18 protein-coding genes are annotated in these 19,149 nt (G+C 39.9%); 14 read left to right on the top strand and 4 right to left on the bottom strand.

Annotation, left to right across the window (positions count from 1 at the left end):
- The first annotated feature begins 117 nt into the window (after positions 1-117).
- From HWV00_RS12520 to HWV00_RS12475, 10 genes are all read left to right on the top strand, one after another.
- Positions 118-1,842, top strand: a complete 1,725-nt coding sequence (locus HWV00_RS12520; RefSeq protein WP_211681709.1) for a type I secretion system permease/ATPase — start codon at positions 118-120, stop codon at positions 1,840-1,842.
- Complete coding sequence (locus HWV00_RS12515) at positions 1,839-3,137, top strand: HlyD family type I secretion periplasmic adaptor subunit (RefSeq protein ID WP_211681707.1); 1,299 nt, start codon at positions 1,839-1,841, stop codon at positions 3,135-3,137. Before HWV00_RS12520 ends, HWV00_RS12515 begins: the two co-directional genes overlap by 4 nt.
- A gap of 316 nt (positions 3,138-3,453) precedes the next feature.
- Positions 3,454-4,623, top strand: a complete 1,170-nt coding sequence (locus HWV00_RS12510; RefSeq protein ID WP_211681705.1) for a glycosyltransferase — start codon at positions 3,454-3,456, stop codon at positions 4,621-4,623.
- A complete protein-coding gene (locus HWV00_RS12505) occupies positions 4,613-5,626 on the top strand; it encodes a glycosyltransferase (RefSeq protein WP_211681703.1) in 1,014 nt (337 codons plus the stop codon). The genes HWV00_RS12510 and HWV00_RS12505 overlap by 11 nt, the downstream gene beginning before the upstream one ends.
- Positions 5,619-6,485: a glycosyltransferase gene (locus HWV00_RS12500; protein WP_211681701.1), complete on the top strand. Its 867-nt coding sequence runs from the start codon at positions 5,619-5,621 to the stop codon at positions 6,483-6,485. The genes HWV00_RS12505 and HWV00_RS12500 overlap by 8 nt, the downstream gene beginning before the upstream one ends.
- Before the next feature lie 6 nt (positions 6,486-6,491).
- Complete coding sequence (gene rfbB, locus HWV00_RS12495) at positions 6,492-7,565, top strand: dTDP-glucose 4,6-dehydratase (RefSeq protein WP_211681699.1); 1,074 nt, start codon at positions 6,492-6,494, stop codon at positions 7,563-7,565.
- Positions 7,555-8,457, top strand: a complete 903-nt coding sequence (gene rfbA, locus HWV00_RS12490) for a glucose-1-phosphate thymidylyltransferase RfbA (RefSeq protein WP_211681697.1) — start codon at positions 7,555-7,557, stop codon at positions 8,455-8,457. The genes rfbB and rfbA overlap by 11 nt, the downstream gene beginning before the upstream one ends.
- On the top strand, positions 8,444-8,977 hold the full coding sequence (gene rfbC / locus HWV00_RS12485; protein WP_211681695.1) for a dTDP-4-dehydrorhamnose 3,5-epimerase: 534 nt from the start codon (positions 8,444-8,446) through the stop codon (positions 8,975-8,977). The genes rfbA and rfbC overlap by 14 nt, the downstream gene beginning before the upstream one ends.
- Positions 8,978-9,009: 32 nt before the next feature.
- Complete coding sequence (rfbD, locus tag HWV00_RS12480) at positions 9,010-9,906, top strand: dTDP-4-dehydrorhamnose reductase (RefSeq protein WP_211681693.1); 897 nt, start codon at positions 9,010-9,012, stop codon at positions 9,904-9,906.
- A 9-nt stretch (positions 9,907-9,915) separates the two neighbouring features.
- Entirely contained in the window at positions 9,916-11,187 is a 1,272-nt protein-coding gene (locus HWV00_RS12475) for an SAF domain-containing protein (RefSeq protein WP_211681690.1), read from the top strand.
- A gap of 130 nt (positions 11,188-11,317) precedes the next feature.
- On the opposite strand, the gene HWV00_RS12470 is transcribed toward HWV00_RS12475, so the two are convergent.
- Positions 11,318-12,214: a glycosyltransferase family 2 protein gene (locus tag HWV00_RS12470; RefSeq protein WP_255554529.1), complete on the bottom strand. Its 897-nt coding sequence runs from the start codon at positions 12,212-12,214 to the stop codon at positions 11,318-11,320.
- Positions 12,215-12,480: 266 nt separating this feature from the next.
- Here HWV00_RS12470 and HWV00_RS12465 point away from each other — a divergent pair, with 266 nt between their 5' ends.
- From HWV00_RS12465 to HWV00_RS12455, 3 genes are read left to right on the top strand one after another with little or no spacing between them, the layout of a single operon-like run.
- Positions 12,481-13,692: a diguanylate cyclase gene (locus tag HWV00_RS12465; RefSeq protein ID WP_211681689.1), complete on the top strand. Its 1,212-nt coding sequence runs from the start codon at positions 12,481-12,483 to the stop codon at positions 13,690-13,692.
- A 49-nt stretch (positions 13,693-13,741) separates the two neighbouring features.
- Positions 13,742-14,173, top strand: a complete 432-nt coding sequence (locus HWV00_RS12460) for a GNAT family N-acetyltransferase (RefSeq protein ID WP_211681686.1) — start codon at positions 13,742-13,744, stop codon at positions 14,171-14,173.
- Between the two features lie 48 nt (positions 14,174-14,221).
- Positions 14,222-15,262 carry a serine hydrolase gene (locus HWV00_RS12455; RefSeq protein WP_211681684.1) on the top strand — a complete coding sequence of 347 codons (1,041 nt, stop codon included), beginning with the start codon at positions 14,222-14,224 and terminating at the stop codon, positions 15,260-15,262.
- A gap of 195 nt (positions 15,263-15,457) precedes the next feature.
- On the opposite strand, the gene HWV00_RS12450 is transcribed toward HWV00_RS12455, so the two are convergent.
- Together HWV00_RS12450 and HWV00_RS12445 are read right to left on the bottom strand one after the other, a co-directional pair.
- Positions 15,458-16,564 (bottom strand): FAD-dependent oxidoreductase, encoded by a 1,107-nt coding sequence (locus HWV00_RS12450; RefSeq protein ID WP_211681682.1) that lies wholly within the window; start codon positions 16,562-16,564, stop codon positions 15,458-15,460.
- Positions 16,565-16,654: 90 nt separating this feature from the next.
- Positions 16,655-17,323, bottom strand: a complete 669-nt coding sequence (locus HWV00_RS12445; protein WP_211681680.1) for a cupin domain-containing protein — start codon at positions 17,321-17,323, stop codon at positions 16,655-16,657.
- Between the two features lie 132 nt (positions 17,324-17,455).
- Here HWV00_RS12445 and gcvA point away from each other — a divergent pair, with 132 nt between their 5' ends.
- Complete coding sequence (gene gcvA, locus HWV00_RS12440; RefSeq protein ID WP_211681678.1) at positions 17,456-18,364, top strand: transcriptional regulator GcvA; 909 nt, start codon at positions 17,456-17,458, stop codon at positions 18,362-18,364.
- Here gcvA and HWV00_RS12435 read toward each other — a convergent pair.
- Positions 18,361-19,131: an enoyl-CoA hydratase/isomerase family protein gene (locus HWV00_RS12435; RefSeq protein WP_211681676.1), complete on the bottom strand. Its 771-nt coding sequence runs from the start codon at positions 19,129-19,131 to the stop codon at positions 18,361-18,363. The two genes, gcvA and HWV00_RS12435, sit on opposite strands and share 4 nt — an antisense overlap.
- Positions 19,132-19,149: the final 18 nt, after the last annotated feature.

Genomic DNA, 19,149 nt, shown 5'->3' with positions numbered 1-19,149 from the left:
AGTTCTTAACGGACAATGATGAAGCCTACGAGGACGATTTTTTAGGCTTCTCTTTCCCCCTCTTTTAAATACACATGCTAATTATTTATGTTATTAAGCACACAGTGGAGGTGTACTTTGCGTAATAGTGAATTGAAATCAGCTTTAGGGCATTGTAAGCGAGACTTAAGATTTGTCGCTTTCTTTAGTTTTGCAATTAATTTTTTAGTTTTAACCTTACCCATTTATAGCTTACAACTATTCGATCGGGTTATGGGTAGTAGCAGCATTGATACATTAGTTGCTTTGGTTGTTATTGCAGTCTCGCTGCTATTAATACAAGCAATTCTTGAGCATACTCGTACTGAGTTACTGCAAAAATCAGGGCTAAAATTGGATGAGCGTTTAAGCCCATTTATGTTATCTGAAAGTATACGCCGTTCTTCTAATGCGAACTGTATTCAGAAACAGGGTTTACAAGACTTAAGCGAAATTAAAAACTTACTTGTTAACCCTTCGCTTTCTGCGGTATTTGATATTCCTTGGGTACCGATATTCCTCTTTATTTTATTCATGTTACATCCATTAATCGGCAGTATTGCACTCGCTGGTATGATTGTTTTTATTGGTTTATCAACGGTAGTAATGTTTGCTGCGAAAAAACCTAATTTTGAATCGCAAACGCTTAGCAATAAATCCAATATGGAGCTTAATGATTATTTACGTAATGCACCCATGTTACGTGCAATGGGAATGGCTGGTGATATAGGACGAATTTGGCAGAGTAAGAATTCAAATCTGTTACAACTACAATGGTCACTGAATTCTAAAATCGCCAAAGTACTCACGTTTAGCCGTTTTGCGAGAACTATTTTACAAATATCGGTATTAACCGCAGGTGTTTATTTAGCTATCCACCAAGAGATTGGTGCAGGTGCCATCATCGCCAGTTCAATCATTATGTCTAGGGTACTTTCACCTTTCGAACAAGCTGTTATGGGCTGGAAAAATTGGTTAAGTGGTTTTAAATCATATCAACGTTTAAGTGCTATGGAAGATGATATCGCGCCAAACAAAACAGCATTGCCAGAGCCAACAGGGGAACTTAATTTACAAAATATTGGTGTGAGATTAAAAGGACATAAAAAACCGGTATTACAAAATATTAACTTTAAACTCGGTGCAGGACGTGCCTTAGCGATTATGGGTGGGTCTGGTTCGGGCAAGTCAACGCTAGCGTCGGTGATCATGGGTATTATGAAACCATCATCAGGTAGTATCCAAATCGATGGCGCGGATATTGATTTGTGGCCAGAAGAGCAGTTTGGTCGTCACATTGGTTTTTTACCACAAGATGTGGGCTTGTTAGCGGGTACCGTGGCTGAAAATATCTGCCGATTCTCTGATGCGGATGATAAGGATATTGTGCATGCTGCAAGGCTTGCTTGTGTCCATGAGCTTATTATTTCGCTCCCTCAGGGATATGACACATATTTAGGTGAAGGTGGTGCGCAGTTATCCGGTGGTCAGCGTCAGCGTATTGGTTTAGCAAGAGCTGTATTCTCAAATCCAAGCATACTTATTTTGGACGAACCTAACTCCAATCTCGACCCTGAAGGTGAGATCGCACTCTCTATTGTGCTGCAATATTGTAAAGAGAATAAGATAACAGTGGTTATGATCAGTCACCGCCCTGGTTTCTTACGCCAAATGGATTGGGTCGTATTTCTTAATGAAGGAAAGATTGAAAAAGCCGGTACATGCGATAAATTCTTAGGTGCAATCGGTGGTATTGATGATTCTAAAGCTGTTGCAAAATCTAAATCTAATAATGTATTAATAAAGCGAGGAGGCGCAGCATGAAACAAGTAAATTTTAACACCAATCGACCAATCATTATTGGTTGTTTAATTATTCTTTTGGGCCTTGGTGGTTTTGTATTTTGGTCTGTAACAGCCAAGTTAAGCGCTGCATCGATTGCCAACGGCACTATTGTTGTAGAAAGCCAGCGTAAAAAAGTTCAGCATTTACAAGGTGGCTGGGTAAAAGCGATCTATGTCACGGAAGGACAATCGGTTAAAAAAGGGGATGTGCTAGTTGAATTAGAAAACAGTAAAGCACAAGCTGATTTTTCTCGATTGTCGATTAAATATTTCACCTTATTAACGAAAAGGGCAGAGATTGAAGCTGATTTAGAGAATAAAGAAATGGTTAACTGGCCAAACCGATTGGAAGTTGGGGCAATCTCAGATTCTGATAGCGATAGTATCTTACGTACACAAATCATTAAGCATCAACAAAATACACTGAAGAATAAATTGCGTGAAGGTTATCACAAGCAAAAGGAACAATTACTTAAGGAGCAACTTCAGGGGAACCGTTATCAAGTCACTGCGATTAAAACGCAGTATGAGTTGATTAATGAAGAAATTGAGATGACTCGAGGGTTAGCTGAAAAAGGATTTGTATCAAAAACGAAGATGTTAGAGTTAAAGAGAAAACGTGCGACAGTTGAAGCAAGGTTAGCTGAATTAAAGGCGGACACTGAATTAGCCTCACAAAAAATATCGTCACTAAAATATGATTACAAAACGGAGACTGCGGATCTTAAGTCTTCATTAGTTGGTGAACTCGAGAGTGTTGGCAGAGAGTTAAGGGATACTGAGAAAGCCTTAATTGCGGCACGTGAAGTAAGAGATCGGATTACAATAAGAAGTAAGCATAATGGTACGGTTGTTGGTATGAACGTGCATACGATTGGTGGGGTCGTTAATGCTGGTGATGTAATTATGGAAATTGTTCCTGAGAGCGATGAATTAATCGTTGAAGCAATGATTAACGCAAAGGATATTGATGTCGTTCGTCAAGGTTTGACTGCTAAAGTAAGGCTCAGTGCATACAATGTTAGAAAAACACCACCGGTACAAGGTGAGGTCATATATGTTGCTGCGGATAAAATTGCAGAGGACTCTTCAAAAGAGGGAGGCTATTTAATTAAAGTTAGACTTGATGATAAACAACTGGAAAGCATGGATGATATTAAATTATATCCGGGTATGCCAACGGAAGTGTTTGTTATTCTAGAGAGTCGTACACTTTGGGATTATCTCACGGCTCCTTTACTTAATACATATTATCGCGCATTTAAGGAAGTATAGTTGAAGGAAGTAAAGTTAAGTTAAAGCGTTGTAATACTCAATGGTAAATCGATTTATCACAGACCGTGTGATAACTCGGTTTACCACTATATGTAATTTTATAACTCGCTCTTGTCGATAATTATTTTGATTTTATTGATTATGTAATGGATAAATTATAATGATGATTTATCAATTGTTTACATTGTGTTTATAAAGTTAACTTTCATCTCCCCTCAGTGTTAACTCCGCGTAATAAAATCAATTTAGATATTTATGCCTATAATTCCTATTTAGTGAAGATTATCCGCTAAAACATGAAACTATGGCAGGTTGTATGAATATCTTACATATACACTCTGATTACCCCGATGGCCGTAATAATGCCAGTACGCCAGCTGTTAAATCGTTATTAGATGCCACCTCTGGGATCTCGAATACCGTCTTTGTTATTCACCGTACGCCATGGCCTTGGCAAGTGCGTGTTATTCCGCATAATGAAAAATTGTATACCATTTATTATTGGGGTTTACCGTTTGGTCTTGCGCTTAGTCTGTCTTTATTTCTTACCCGAAATCTCTTGTTTAATCTGATTAAAAAGCAACAAATAAAGTGTCAACTTATTCATGGTCACAAACTCGCTATTGATGGCACCTTGGGCGCTGCTATCGCGAACCTTATCGGTATACCGTATTTTTTATCCGTTAGAGGCGGTTCGGATGTACGCATTTTACAGCACAAGGCTTTATTGCATCCACGTTGGAAGAAAGTACTTGAAGAAGCTGAACATATATTTTGGGTGAGCTCTTGGGCACAAAATCCAATTAAAAAAATGCTCAATGCAAGCATTAATCAATCAACAAATAAATCGAGTTTATTGCCTAACCCCTGTGAAATGAGCCAGTTATCGGCGAGTCGTGGTATAAGCCGTGCAGCTAATTTTGTGACCGTTTTTCGTTTCGACCAATATGACCGAAAAGGCATAATGCCATTGTTAGAATCTATCGCTAAACTTAGCGTTAATTACCCAGATATTAGGCTGGATATATATGGTTCAGGGCCAGATAAAAAGATGAAGATAGTGCAAGATAAAATATCCGCATTATCTTTAGAGAAGCAAGTAACGATAAAAGGTCGTATTGATAACACGCTTTTACAGCAAAAATTAAAAACATATTCTGCATTTTTATTACCCAGTAAAAACGAATCGTTTGGTATGGTCTTTGTGGAAGCCTTATTTTCTGGTCTACCAATTTTGTATCACGCGAATACCGGTATTGACGGCTACTTAGATGGCATTGATGTTGGTATTAAGGTGCAAAGCCAAGCAGTAGATGAATTAGCGGATAAAGTGGAAGAGTTAATTGTGCGACATGATTTTTTTCATCACCGTATTAAATGTGCTTTAGAAACGAATGCATTGGATATGTTTGAGAAAAAAACAGTGGTTAGCCATTATCAAGGCTTAGTTGATGGTCTTAAATTGGAGTGTCCAAATGTCAAATAGAAAAGTGCTTGTTATCGCTTCAGCAGGTGGGCATTTAACTCAAGCGCTTTGTGCTTGTAATCATGTTGATGACATTGTACTCGTGACGACGCGGGCATTAGTCAATGATGACAAAATTAAGAAGATATACACTATTTGGACAACACAAAAAAACGCCTTTATTCACTTCGTTAATATTTTTTATGCGTTGTACGTGATAGCACGTGAAAGACCCCACGCTGTCTTTACGACGGGTGGCCCTATTGTTTTGCCTTTTGCCTTAGTGTGTAAATTTTTACCTCTGAGGTTTGTTTATTTAGACACATTATCACGAGTAGTTGAGCTTTCAAATACCGGAAAGTTGATTCATAAATATAAATTGTATGATGAATTTATGTCGCAATGGGAAGCTGTTGCAAGGGAATATGGCGTTGAGTATGCCGGTAAAACATTTGATTTAGAAGGTAAGGCGAATAAGGAAATTGAGCCGTTGCTTGCACCAGAGAAACCGTTGGTTTTGGTGACGACGGGGACCAATGCTTACCCTTTCCCGCGTTTGATTGAAGCCATGGCGAAACTCGCTATTTATAACGACCCCAATGTTCGTTGGTTTATTCAAACGGGTGGTTTTGACGTGAAGGATAAACCGGCTAACGGTGAGATTGTGGCGATGGTCGCAAAGGATAAGATGGACTCGCTGGTAAAGGAAAGCAGTCTAGTGATAAGTCATTGTGGTGTTGGCAGTATTAATCATATGCTGATTTTTCAGAAAAAAGTGATATTTGTTCCAAGGTTAGAACAGTTTGGTGAGTTTTCTGATGATCACCAGTTACAAATAGCGAAAGAGTTATGTAATCCCAATATGTCAGTCGTTTATCCAGATGAGTTATTGCCTGAATACAGTGTGGCGGAGTTAATCTCGATACCAAGATATGACAAAACAATTGATATCACGAATCATAATTTTGCGTCTGTTATAGACAAAAAACTATTCGTTGAGGAAAGAGAAGATTCTTATGGCTAAGAAAATACTTATTTCTATTGTTATTGTTGATTTTTTTAAAGCGGAACGTGTAGTTGATAATGTCGAAAGGATCCTGACTCAACAAGGCTTTTTTGATACTGAAGTGATTATTATTGATAATTCAGTGGATGCTGAAAATCAGCAGTTATTGTCTCAATATGATGATACTGACAATGTTACCTTGATCTTTAATCAAGAAAACAATGGGTATACCCGTGGGTGTAATCAAGGTGCAGACTTATGCCGAGGTGATTATCTCTTTTTTGTTAATCCAGATATTGAGTGGAAATCTGAGGCAACACTCGCAGATGTTATTGCTGTTTATCAAAAGGACGCAGGCATTGGTATTGTGGGAACGCGACAGCTAAATGACGATGGTTCAATACCTGATACCGTACGTCGTTTTCCCAATTTATTAGCACAAGTCGTACGTCGGAGTTCTTTACGGCACTGGCCTCTGTTAAAGGGAGTGGCGGAACATTATGAATATGTCGACTTTGACTATTACAAGCCGGGCAATGTTGATTGGATACAATCCTCTTTTATGGCGATAAGCCGTAGTGTTTGGGAGAAAATTGGTGGTTTTGATGACCGATATTTCATCTTTATGGCCGATCCCGATATTTGTTATAAGTGCTGGGAACTTGGATATAAAGTGCATTACGAGAGCGACATTGTTGTGGGCGCAGATGGTTTACGCTGTAGTGCGGGTGGTTTTCGTGATGTATTGCGTAATCGCGTATTACGTTTTCATATTCGAGACGCCTGTATTTATCATTTTCAATATTTATTAAAACCAAGTGTACCGCGAGCACGAAAGTTACAGGTACAAGGCTCTTCAAGCGTTAACTACGAGTAGCATAAGATGAAGATATTAGTGACAGGCGGTGCTGGGTTTATTGGTAGTGCCGTTATTAGACATATATTAATCGACACACCACATCAGGTCGTGAATGTAGATAAGCTGACATACGCAGGTAATTTGGACTCAATACCTGCACGGTTACTCTCATCTCAATATGCGTTTGAATGTGTTGATATTTGTAATAAAGACGCGGTGATGGCCGTTTTTGAACAGCATAAGCCTGATATTGTCATGCACCTTGCTGCCGAGTCGCATGTTGACCGTTCAATAGAAAGTCCGAATTGTTTTGTCGAAACCAACATTATTGGTACATACAATTTGTTAGAGGCTGCGCGACTGTATTGGTCTTCATTAGACACTCAAAAAAAAGCCGCTTTTCGTTTTCATCATGTGTCGACAGATGAAGTGTTCGGTGATCTACAGACGCAAGATGGTTTATTTGTAGAAACCACGGCTTACGATCCCAGTTCGCCTTATTCTGCCACGAAAGCCAGTTCTGATCATTTAGTCCGTTCATGGTTGAGAACTTATGGTTTACCGACATTAATCACTAACTGTTCGAATAACTATGGGCCTTATCATTTCCCTGAAAAACTCATTCCCCATATGATTTTGAATGCGCTAAGCGGCCGAGAATTACCTGTTTATGGCGATGGCAAACAAATTAGAGATTGGTTGTATGTTGATGACCACGCGAAGGCGTTAGTGTTGGTTGCAACAAAAGGTATCGTTGGTGAAAGCTATAACATTGGTGGGCATAATGAGAAGCGTAATATTGATGTCGTTAATACTTTATGTGATGTATTGGAAACGCTCGTACCAAACAAACCAGATGGTATTAAGTATTACCGAGATTTGATCCAATTTGTTAGCGATAGACCTGGACATGATTTTAGGTATGCGATTGATGCGAGTAAAATTCAACTCGAATTAGGCTGGCAACCGGAAGAAACTTTTGAGACTGGTATCAGAAAAACGGTGCAATGGTATTTAGATAATACGATGTGGTGGCAGCGAGTTCTAAGTGGTGATTATCAGTTAACACGTCGAGGAGGAAATGCGAATGGGCAATAAAAAATACAAAGGTATTGTGTTAGCGGGAGGCTCTGGTACGCGTTTACACCCCATTACGAAAGCTGTGTCAAAACAGTTATTACCTATTTACGATAAACCGATGATTTACTATCCACTCTCAGTACTCATGCTGGCAAATATTCAAGATATATTAATTATTTCGACACCAGATGATTTACCGCATTTTAAAGACTTGTTTGGCGACGGCACGACATTTGGGCTTAATATTGAATATGCAGAGCAGCCTAGGCCAGAAGGGATTGCACAAGCGTTTATTATTGCAGAAGATTTTGTTGGTGATGACAATGTTTGCTTAATATTAGGTGATAACGTGTTTTATGGTCAGCATTTTACGAGCAAATTGTTGAGTGCAACAAATCGAGATGAAGGAGCCACTATTTTCGGGTATCAAGTGCCGGATCCCAAGCGATTTGGGGTTGTGGAGTTTGATAGTGAGGATAACGTCATCAGTATTGAAGAAAAGCCTGAGCATCCTAAGTCAAATATAGCTGTGACAGGTCTATACTTTTATGACAACCGCGTTATTAATATGGCGAAATCGTTAACACCATCAGCGCGTAATGAAGTCGAGATAACCGATATTACTAATATGTATTTAGATACTGGCGATTTGTTTGTAGAGCGCTTTGGCCGTGGTTTTGCGTGGTTTGATACCGGTACTCACTATTCTTTATTAAAAGCATCTATGTTTGTGCAGACCATTGAACATAATCAAGGGTTAAAAGTGGCGTGTTTGGAGGAGATAGCGTATTCAAAACGTTGGATAACAAGGGGCCAACTAGAAGATCAAGCGTTTTCGCTACAGAAAACAGAGTATGGTCAATATCTTTATCGTCTACTCAACGAGGGCACTATAGATGAAGATATCTAAAACCCCGATTGATGGTGCGTTGGTTATAGAGCCGGATGTATTTGGTGATGAGCGCGGCTTTTTTATGGAAACGTTTCAAGCAGCACGCTATCGCGATGTTATTGGCGATGAATTTGAGTTTCTACAAGATAATTATTCACGCTCAACACAAGGTGTTTTACGCGGATTACATTTTCAGAAAACAAAACCGCAAGGGAAGTTAGTTCGTGTCGTCAGAGGTGAAGTTTACGATGTTGCCGTTGATATTCGTTTGGATTCGCCAACTTATGGGCAGTGCCATGGTGTGCGATTAAATGCTGAAAATAAGCTGCAATTTTGGTTACCTCCGGGTTTAGCACATGGTTTTGTAGTCTTGTCTGATGTCGCTGATTTTGAATATAAATGTACGAATTACTATGATTCAAGGGATGAGGGTTGCCTTATTTGGAATGATCCTGAACTCAATATTAACTGGCCCTGTGATCGTCCTTTGCTTTCAGACAAAGATAAAATGGGATTTAAATTTAAGGACTTGTTTTAAATTATTTTTAAAACCTTGCAAGGTGGCATCATATGAATCGATTACTTGTTACGGGATTAAAAGGGCAGGTTGGTCAATCGATAAAAGCACGTGTTGATAACCAGTTGTGGGACGTACTACTAACTGATATTGATACTCTGGATATAACGAATTCAGCACAAGTATCGACTTTATTTTCAGAATTTAATCCTGATGTCGTGATCAACACCGCCGCTTATACAGAAGTTGATAAAGCGGAAAAAGATATTACAGCAGCTGAAGCGGTTAATGCTTTCGGCCCTTATTTATTAGCAAAAGAGTGTCATAAGGTAGGGGCGTTATTAATTCATTTTTCTACCGAATATGTCTTTGGCGGACATGATGAAGAGAGCTACCTAGAAACAGATAAGCCAGCGCCTTTGAATGTTTATGGTAAAACAAAACTTCAAGGTGAGCAGTATATAAAGTCCTATTTAGCCGAACACATTATTATTCGAACGTCGTGGGTTTTTAGCGAATACAGACGTAATTTTGTCACTGCTATGTTAGCCATTAGCCGTCATAGCGATGAAATTAGAGTTGTTAATGACCAGCATGGTTGCCCGACTTATGCTGGAGACTTAGCTAATTTAGCACTTGATATTGCTAAGGACCATGTACAGGAAACAGAACGATATCATTTTGGTGAGTATAATTTCTGTGGTGATGTAGAGGTAAGTTGGTTTGATTTTGCTTGCGCTATTTTTGAAGAATCAGATAAATACGAGTCTAAAGGTAAGCGTTTAAATGTCAAAGGCGTGAGCAGTGAAGAGTATGCTTCAATCGCGAAAAGGCCTAAAAATGGCATATTAAATTGCCATAAAATATCATCGATATTTAGCCCGTCTGATTGGCGTGTAGGGCTTCAGTACGTCGTTAAAAAATCAATGAACAACAGTTTTCACAGCTGAGGTAAATCAATGATTAATCGTAATTTATTAGATGCATATAAAATAGAGCATGGGAGTATCAAAGTTGCCATCGCTGGTGCTGGCTATATTAGTAAAGGCTTGGTACAGCAAATCACATTACTCGACTTTGTTGATGTCGTCTCGATCTATTCAAAAAGCCGTGCACCCATTATAGCCTTGTTAAAGGATGCCAATTTGCCTTTATCTATTATTGCTGACAATGTTGAAGAACTTTGTGAAAGTGATGCTGATATTGTGATTGAGCTGACGGGAGACACTGAGTTCGGCTGTGAACTTGCTCTTGCCACTTTAGCTGCAGATAAGCACTTTGTTGTGAGTGCAGAAACGGATGCGTTAGTGGGACCAGTGCTTGCTGAATTATTCCGTGAAAAAGAGCTGATCTACAGTAATATGTGGGGGGATGAGCCGGGTTTAATTAAGCATTTATATAATTATGCGGATGTACTTGGTTTTGGCATTGTAGCCGTTGGTAAGTTTAAAGGCTTTCATGATTCGTTTGCTAATCCAGACACTGTACTGCCTTGGGCTGAAAAGTCAGGACAAAAGCCCGCTATGATCGCGTCATTTGCCGATGGGTCTAAGATGTCCATGGAAATGACAATCGTTTCCAATGCGACAGGGTTGGTTGCGGATGTAGCGGGTATGCATTTACCCAAAGGCACATTAGAAGATATTGTCGACTTGCTACAGTTAAAAGAAGATGGCGGTATTTTAAATAGAACCGGTATTATTGAAGTTGTATGCGGGGTTGAGCCTAGCGGTGGCGTATTTGCTGTCATCACCACGGACAAACCTGAGATATTAAACTCATTGTCTTATTATAAAATGGGCAGCGGTCCTAATTACTTATTGTATTTACCTTATCACATGCCTGGTATTGAAGCCTTATATGGTTTATACGTGAATGTCGTAGAGCACCAATCTGTTGTCCGCCCGATAGGGGCGCCTGTTTCAGATGTGATTACGCGAGCGAAACGTGATCTGAAAAAAGGGGACAAACTGGACTGCATTGGTGGTTATGATTATTTCGGTGAAATGACGGCTGCTGACATTTCTGTGAACGACAAGGCATTACCACTAGGGTTAGCAACAGGCGCAACCTTGTTAGTTGATATTAAACAAGGTGAGCCAATCTTGTTTCAACATGTGAACATTCAGGGTCATAAAGATGGCTGCGAATTACGTGAGCGTTTTAGTGAGATGGTATTAGAGAATCGATTAGCAGAGTTTAGTGATGTTAAACAGGCTAACTTAGGCTAGTTATATTAACCTAAGGTATAGCCAATGAAGTCGTTAACAATACAGGCGGGTCGTGTGACATGACTCGTTTAGCATTGCTTTGCTGTATTATTTTAAGCTATTGTTTTAAGGTATTATTTTACGGTATTGCTTAACTGTAAAGCTTGACGGTTTTTGTTGTAAATAATGCTTTTATTTTACCGTATTTATCGACAAGTTGTAGTAAGGGTTTTGCGTATTTAGACTGCCCAAAAGGTAACTTAATTAACACAATAAAGAGCAATGTGATCAGTTTTAATAATACGTCAGTAAAGTACGCTAACTTATTGGCCAGTGCTGTTTTTTGTATGCGATAGCGGGTATAGGTTTCACCGATCCGAATCGCTCTTTTCAATAAATAATGTATGTTTAAACGGTTACTTGCAACCTCTTCAGAAACAAATGCCTCATTAGAACAGACCAGTTTACCGCCATGTTGATAGAGACGGTAGAAGAAGTCGGCGTCTTCCCCCCCGGTTAAACCATAGTTAGAATCAAACTTGAGTTGATATTTTTTAATCGCTGCTTGGCTGACTAATGTTGAGTTTGTTGCGCCACTTGTGACTTCTTGTCCATTACTGACTGGCGGTCGCTCAAATACACCTGATTCAATGATCCACTCTGGCGTGTTATTCGGATAGGTTGATTTCACACGACCAAACACCGCATCGGCTTGATAGGTTTGCGCTGTTGATAATAGTTGCGCGAGCCAGTGGGGGTCAGCGACTTCGTCATCATCGATAAAGGCGACCCACTCGCCATTCGTATTATTTATCGAGCAATTACGTGCGAGGGCGATATTTTTAGCGCTTTCTTGACGATAGAAAACGGGTATATCCATTAATTCAGCTTGGTCTGTAACGAGTTCTTTAGCATAACCTTGTTCGTCATTATCAACTACGATCACTTCTAATTTCACATGTTCTGGCAATCTTAATTTCGCGATGCTTTTAAGGGTGTCGACAACATGATCTCTTTGGTACGTACACATACAAATAGATATCAGCATTTCTGTTTTCACCGTTTAAATGATGGCTCTGTAATAATTGTAGTGACGGAAATAGGGCTTCGCAGAGGTTTGTTTAAATATTCTACGTTTCATATCGAACTATTATATAAAATATTAAATTTTATAGTGTTATTTAATTGTGATGGTTAACGCTAACATATTGAATGCTATCTCTAACTTGTTGGTTTGAATCATGGTGATAGTGGCTTGTATTTGCTAATATCCGACAATGTTTTTGTTTCAAGGTTGTCGTGATTAGGTTGGTTATGTGGAATAAACAGTTCAGGTGTTCGATAAATAATGCCAAACAAGCGATCGTAGCTACATTTGTCGCGCTTACATTAGTGATATCAGGCGTCGTTGCAATTGCGACACCAGTGACATATGACTTGGTATGGAACGCGCTGTTTGATGTTGCTATGGAGCAAAATGAACAGCAAGCATTAAAATTTGAAGCGTTTGCTGAATCGAGTATTCGTCAAGGCATCGCACCTAAAGATGTTGTGAAACAGTTCCAAACCATTTTTCAAGGAAGCAGTTATGATCCGAGTAACTATGTTTGCTTGGTGGATGAAAATGGAGAAGTGATTGCTCACCCTGAGGTTACTTATGTCGGCAATGAAATTGATATTAGTTATGAGCGTAAAGAAGAATTAGCAGCGCGATTAAATTCCTACGTGAGTATTTCGCTGAGTATGCCCGAACTTAATAGTTATTTTAGTGCCGATAACTTACCTTCTCGCAGTGTTGTTAAGTATGCAGGTGATGGTTATATGGAAGCCATTTATCAATATCCTTTACCGGATATTGGCGCGACATTGTGGCTGCATATTGATGTGAGGGTATTGGACCAAAAAACAGAAAAAGTCATGATGGCGATTGGCGCGGTTATCATTCCTGCATTATTAATTATTATCGCAATCGGTACCTTTGCGGTGAGAATTGTAGAGCGTTCGTTTGAATCTAAATTAGAATATCAAGCGCGTACAGATGGATTAACGACTCTTGCCAATAGACGCTATTTTGATGAGCAATTAGAAAAAGAATGGAAACGTGCATTACGCAATGGCGGCACATTATCATTAGCGATGCTCGATATTGATTTTTTCAAACTGTATAACGATAACTATGGCCACCAAGCGGGTGATGAAGTGATTAAAAAAGTCGCGGATTACTTGAAGATGAAAGTAAAGCGCGCCTCCGACACTGTCGCGAGATATGGTGGTGAAGAGTTTGTGATTATTATGGTTGATTGTGAAGAACAAGACGCCGCAAGGTTTATGACCACCTTAGTGAAGGAGATTGAAGAACTGGCTATTTTACATGCTTACTCAAGTTGTTCGTCATATGTAACTTGCAGCATGGGCGTAGCGACGTTACAAGCATTACATGATGTTGATTACTCACAATTACTGCGTTTAGCGGACAATGCACTGTATCGCAGTAAAGCGAAAGGCCGTAATAATTTATGTAGTTAATCGTTTTAGTTATGTAACATGTTTTTAAATACGCCAGAATGTAGACCTCATGAATATTGAATACCGACTTGCGACTGATCAAGATTATGATTTCGCGTTTACCTTAAAAAAGTCCGCTGAATACGGCCCTATTAAAGCTATTTTTGGTTGGGATGAAGCCGTCCAGCAACAAATGCATGCGCAAGAGTGGATTGACGGTAAACCCATGTTGATTTGTATTGATAGTATCGCCGTTGGCAGCTATAAGGTTGAAATAAACGCAGACCACATTCATTTCTGTCGTTTTTTCTTATTACCTGAGCATCAAGGTAAAGGCCTTGGTAGTCAGGTGTTGAAACAACTCATAACACTTGCCAAAGAAAAACAATTACCTTGTAAACTGAGCCACCTACAGGGGAATCGAGTCGGGGAGTTATATGCACGTTTTGGCTTTGTCATCGATAACAGTGATAGCCAATTTGTTTATATGTCTCGTCAATAAATACAGCCTTTAGATTATTCCTAACAACGTTATAAATGGATTTATAAAATGATGAAAACGAATGTACTTGCCTGTCGTTTGGCGTATAGCTTAGTGATGACGTTGCCAATGGTCAGTGTTGCTGCACAAAATGATGTGGTTGAGTTTAAATCAATATTTACTCATGCGGATATGCCAAGAGCATTTAGTGGCGTTGCTGTTATCGCAAAAGGTCGCGATATTACTTTTAGCTATACGTCAACATTCCAGCCAGTTACCGCTGATCTGATTTCCCCCGCATTTACATTACAAACACCATTTGTCGTGGCGTCATTAAGCAAGCAAATGACCGCAGCATTAGTCATGCGAGAAGTTGACAAAGGTCGAATTGATTTGGATGCTCCCATTACTCAATATCTTCGCTATTTAGCAGAAAAGTGGGGCGCGGTGATTACCGTGAGGCAATTACTGAATCATTTATCGGGTATTGTGGCTATCGATAAGCCACTTAAGACAGCACCGGGTGAAGCGTTTGCTTATTCTAATACAGGCTATAACTTGTTAGGTGAATTAGTTGCTAAAACCTCTGGTCAAGATTATGAAGCGCTAGCAAGCGACATGTTCGAACGTTGTAATATGGACAATACGTTTGCATCGGGTAATACTAATCATGCAGTTCGTTATCATGAAAAGTCTGTTGGGGAGTTAGTGACGATAATTAAAGATTTACCCCTTAGGTTCACGCCGAGTGCCGGTATTATTTCAACGGCAGAGGATTTGGTTTCATGGACTCAGTGTTTGCATAACAGTGATTTAGTGTCGACTAAATCTCATGTGCAAATGGTATTGAAAGCGGCGACAAGAAAGCACCGATGGGGTGAGTTAGGTTATGGTTTTGGTTTACAGCTATCAGACAGTAGGGCTGTACAAGAGTGGAGCCATAGCGGTTATGTACTCGGTTATATTTCGACACTGAGTTATTATCCAGAATCGGATACGAGTATGATCTTACTTGAAAATATATCTTGGTACCCGAAAGATATGACGCGGGTATTTTATTACCATGATCAACTGCGTAATCAATTACTAACACAGTTTATTGATGAGTAGATGTTTATTTATGTAAGCGGGTGCGGCAGGGCGATAGATAGAGATAAATCGATCGCCTTTTCGTGTAACGAGCACTAGCCGCGAATTTGTTACGCTTTAACTTTAATATCGTTAATCGTCATTCTGGTATAAACAGTAAGTTATTATATGGAAGATGTGGTGAAGATTAATTGCCTGCACTACAACCGTTTTAGCTTAAGAAATCGAACTTAGAATTCGAGAATTAACGGCCTCAGCGGCTTCTAGTGCACCTTCAATATAGCCGCCATTTTCTTCGGCAGCTTCAGTTCCTGCAAAGTACCAACCTTGTCGATAAACAGACGGGAGTGCTGATTGCATATCACGTAACCCATAGTGTGGGTGGGCACTTGGTGCATTTTTATCAGCGTTGGTTGCTGTCATTGTCTCTTGGCTCCAGTCAACTAATTTAACATCGATAGGATTAGCAGCTTGCTTGCCATAAATTCGGACAAGTTGTTGTACAGCCAATGTTTTAATGTGTTCTTCTCCTGCCGATTGTCGAGTGTGTGCATCGACACCGACAAAACCAAACAACGCACCTTTACCATCAAATGTACTGGCATCATGGATTTCGGCTAATGGACCTATTTGGCTACTTGCTGAACCAGACAGTCCCGTTTTACGCCAGAATGGGGTATCGTAAATAGCAAAAAACTTTGCATGTGCTGCCATCCAAGTCGCTGTTTTATTAAATTTACTCTGTATTTTTGTCGGTAACGCAGGCGAAAACACAATGCTATTGGCGAGTAATCGCAACGGCATAGCAAAGATAACCTGTCGAGTTTGTATTATTTGTTGTGTACCATCAACATCAACGGTAATGATAGAGTGACTATCTTGCTGGGTTTTATCATTGGCGGCATGGTGAGTCACTTGCGTGACTATTGCGTTACAGATGATGTTCTTATTTGTTAGTTTATCCGCAATACCATCGGTAACTTGCTGTAGTCCACCAGCGACACGCATTGATTGTGGTGAACCTGCATAACCTGATTCATAGCGTAACGGTGCTTGATTCTGGTATTTATCAAACAAGAAAGCGCCTTTGTCATGTTGCGGGAATACCGGTAAATTCAGCTCGTTAATCAATTTAGTAATGCGGGGGTGCATATCAGGCCAAAACCATGATGGGCCCATATCAAATTTATCTTCGGTATAAATACGGCCACCGAGTCGTGTTCGACCTTCTAATAAAATGTAGTCTTTACCTTGCTGCTCTAATAAATAAGCCGTATATAAACCGCTCAATCCACCGCCAACAATAACAAATTCAGTTTTCATGATAATACCTTAAAATGTGGATCACAGACGACTTACTTTAAATCGAATGTTATACATAGAAAATTATAAACGCCGCTTATAAACGACTTCTTATAAACGGTAAGTGTGATGACCTGTTTTGATCCAAACGGTGCAATTGTCAGAACTCGTTGTGACATTAAGCGCTTCGCCAATGGATAATCTTAACCAGTCTAACTGTGCATAAGTCTTACCTTGATAGCTGATCTCACCGTCAATAACCAGTACTTCGATACCACCTGTATTATCGAGAGTAATGACTGAATCATGCTGCCAGCGTTCTAAGCGTACCGTTTCTTGTTTATAAGAGTGAAGAGCTTGGTATTGAACTGCATTACGCTCTTCATCTTGGATGAACTCTTGGCTAGCGGTGTTGATTTCTACATCTTGGTCATCACCGTCTTGATATTGGCCAAGTTTCACAATGATCATGCAACCGTCTTTAACCTCCGGTGCATGTTTACTACCCACTGGATTACGTTTATAAGTGCCAACTGGATAATCACCGTGTTCGTCTGCAAATACTCCGTCTAACACAAAGAACTCTTCACCCCCTGTGTGAACATGCTCTGTGAAATAACTGTTCGCTTCATAAACGACGAGTGTTGTCGGTGTTGCTGCAAACTCTGCACCATCACGTTCTAACATTTTTCGTGATACGCCTTTAAGTGGAGAGGGGACCCACGTTGAATCATTAAAGAATACGCTGGCGTTTTTAGTGAGGTCATTATTAATGTTCATTGTGTTATTCCACGAGTTAATTGGCTTTATGGGTCTATTATGGTTTTATTATTTGCACATGACAAAGCACTACTTCTATACTGTCGATATAGTTTTACTTTAGTGGTTACTTAGTGGAAGGCAGTGTTGTAAATGAAAAATATAGCCCATCTCAATGCGGTTCGTGCTTTTGAAGCATCGGCAAGACACCTCAGCTTTTCTTTAGCGGCAAAAGAACTTAATGTCACGCCTGCGGCAATCGGTCAGCAAGTGCGCTTATTAGAAGAGTGGCTAGAGGTGGCGCTGTTTATTCGTGCCACGAGTGGTATTTCACGCTTAACACTGACTGAACAAGCGAAAGCAGCACTGCCAGAGATTAGTCTCGGGTTAGAGCATATCTCTCAAGGTTTAGCGCTATTGCAAAAACCTGTGGTGAGTAATGCTATTACCGTGTCGGTGAGTCCTGCATTTGCAGCAAAGTGGCTATTAATGCACATTGATGATTTTCAGCTTAAATACCCTGATTATGATTTGCGTTTAAATACCAACTCTCGTTCTGTTGATTACTTTGCTGAAGACATTGATATTGGTGTACGTTATGGCAAAGGTAATTGGTCTGGATTGTCACAAACCTTGCTAATGGATGAAGACATCTTTCCGGTATGTTCGCCTGACTTGATTGAAAGTGGATTATCGACAACCGCTGATTTAGTGAATTATCCACTATTGCACGATCACTCTATGCCACTTAGTTCGGGGTTTCCATCGTGGGAAAGTTGGTTGGAAACACAAGGCATTACTCATATTGAAACGAACAAGGGGCTGAAAATTAATAATTCCGCATCTGTGATTCAAGCCGCTGTGAGTGGGCAGGGTGTTGCGCTAGGACGCAGTGTACTTGTTAAAGATGATCTTGCCTGCGGACGCTTAGTGAAACCGTTTCCGCAGCTAAACAGCAGAACGGATTTGGCTTATTACATTGTTTGGCGGCCTGAACATGATGGGTTAGAAAAAGTACAGGCCTTCAAAGCTTGGTTATTAGATACGGTGAGCGCTCGTTAATTTGAATTAACGTAGCTAAAATCCGGCTGACGCTTTTCCATAAAAGCGTTTACGGCTTCACGGGATTCAGGTTGTGTGACTAAATGTGCGAGTGCTTTATTTTCATATTCAATGAGCGCTAATAGACTCGGTCTGGTGGTTTTCATCAATAACGCTTTGCTTGTTCGCATTGCGATGGGCGCGAGTTTCGCAAGCGTCATGGCTTTTGCTGTTGCGGTATCATCAGCAGATACACATACTTCATTGGCAAAGCCAAGGCTAACCGCTTCTTCTGCAAGCATGCGTTCACCTAACAGTAGCATTGCTTTGGCTTTACGAATACCAATGTGCTCTGCTAACACTTCACTTGAACCCAGTTCTGGACATAATCCCATCGCGATAAACGGTGTTTGAAATATGGCTGTTGGCGAAAGATAAAGAAAATCGACAAACTGTAACAAGGTTGTACCTATTCCTATCGCTGGGCCATTAACCGCGGCAACGATAGGTTTATCACAGTTAATTAAAGCACGCATAAAACGGGCCCCGTGCTGATCTGGTTTACCTTGTGACATGGCTTGAAAGTCTTGCATGTCATTACCAGCACAAAATATATCATCCAATCCTTTGATTAATACAACGCGAATTGATTCGTCTTGCTGTGCTTTTTCTAATCCTTGGGCCAGTAATAAATACATATTCTGGTTTAAGGCATTTCGTGCGCTAGGGCGGTTTATTTTTAGGGTTAAAATATAATCTTTCACAACGGCAATAATGAAATCATCCATGTTCTAAACCTTATATTT

Origin of the sequence: Moritella sp. 24 (genome assembly GCF_018219155.1) — a bacterium.
Taxonomy (GTDB): Bacteria; Pseudomonadota; Gammaproteobacteria; order Enterobacterales; family Moritellaceae; genus Moritella.
Note: the sequence above shows the minus strand (reverse complement) of the source record. Positions and strands in the feature narration are given on the sequence as shown.

What these genes read in the sequence shown, in the direction of transcription:
- rfbA (WP_211681697.1), top strand. Translation starts at nt 7,555, where the DNA reads ATGGGCAATAAAAAATACAAAGGTATTGTGTTAGCGGGAGGCTCTGGT.
- HWV00_RS12435 (WP_211681676.1), bottom strand. Translation starts at nt 19,131, where the DNA reads ATGGATGATTTCATTATTGCCGTTGTGAAAGATTATATTTTAACCCTA.
- HWV00_RS12505 (WP_211681703.1), top strand. Translation starts at nt 4,613, where the DNA reads ATGTCAAATAGAAAAGTGCTTGTTATCGCTTCAGCAGGTGGGCATTTA.
- rfbC (WP_211681695.1), top strand. Translation starts at nt 8,444, where the DNA reads ATGAAGATATCTAAAACCCCGATTGATGGTGCGTTGGTTATAGAGCCG.
- gcvA (WP_211681678.1), top strand. Translation starts at nt 17,456, where the DNA reads ATGAAAAATATAGCCCATCTCAATGCGGTTCGTGCTTTTGAAGCATCG.
- HWV00_RS12515 (WP_211681707.1), top strand. Translation starts at nt 1,839, where the DNA reads ATGAAACAAGTAAATTTTAACACCAATCGACCAATCATTATTGGTTGT.
- HWV00_RS12470 (WP_255554529.1), bottom strand. Translation starts at nt 12,214, where the DNA reads ATGCTGATATCTATTTGTATGTGTACGTACCAAAGAGATCATGTTGTC.
- HWV00_RS12510 (WP_211681705.1), top strand. Translation starts at nt 3,454, where the DNA reads ATGAATATCTTACATATACACTCTGATTACCCCGATGGCCGTAATAAT.
- rfbD (WP_211681693.1), top strand. Translation starts at nt 9,010, where the DNA reads ATGAATCGATTACTTGTTACGGGATTAAAAGGGCAGGTTGGTCAATCG.
- HWV00_RS12455 (WP_211681684.1), top strand. Translation starts at nt 14,222, where the DNA reads ATGATGAAAACGAATGTACTTGCCTGTCGTTTGGCGTATAGCTTAGTG.
- HWV00_RS12460 (WP_211681686.1), top strand. Translation starts at nt 13,742, where the DNA reads ATGAATATTGAATACCGACTTGCGACTGATCAAGATTATGATTTCGCG.
- HWV00_RS12445 (WP_211681680.1), bottom strand. Translation starts at nt 17,323, where the DNA reads ATGAACATTAATAATGACCTCACTAAAAACGCCAGCGTATTCTTTAAT.
- HWV00_RS12450 (WP_211681682.1), bottom strand. Translation starts at nt 16,564, where the DNA reads ATGAAAACTGAATTTGTTATTGTTGGCGGTGGATTGAGCGGTTTATAT.
- rfbB (WP_211681699.1), top strand. Translation starts at nt 6,492, where the DNA reads ATGAAGATATTAGTGACAGGCGGTGCTGGGTTTATTGGTAGTGCCGTT.
- HWV00_RS12500 (WP_211681701.1), top strand. Translation starts at nt 5,619, where the DNA reads ATGGCTAAGAAAATACTTATTTCTATTGTTATTGTTGATTTTTTTAAA.
- HWV00_RS12465 (WP_211681689.1), top strand. Translation starts at nt 12,481, where the DNA reads ATGTGGAATAAACAGTTCAGGTGTTCGATAAATAATGCCAAACAAGCG.
- HWV00_RS12475 (WP_211681690.1), top strand. Translation starts at nt 9,916, where the DNA reads ATGATTAATCGTAATTTATTAGATGCATATAAAATAGAGCATGGGAGT.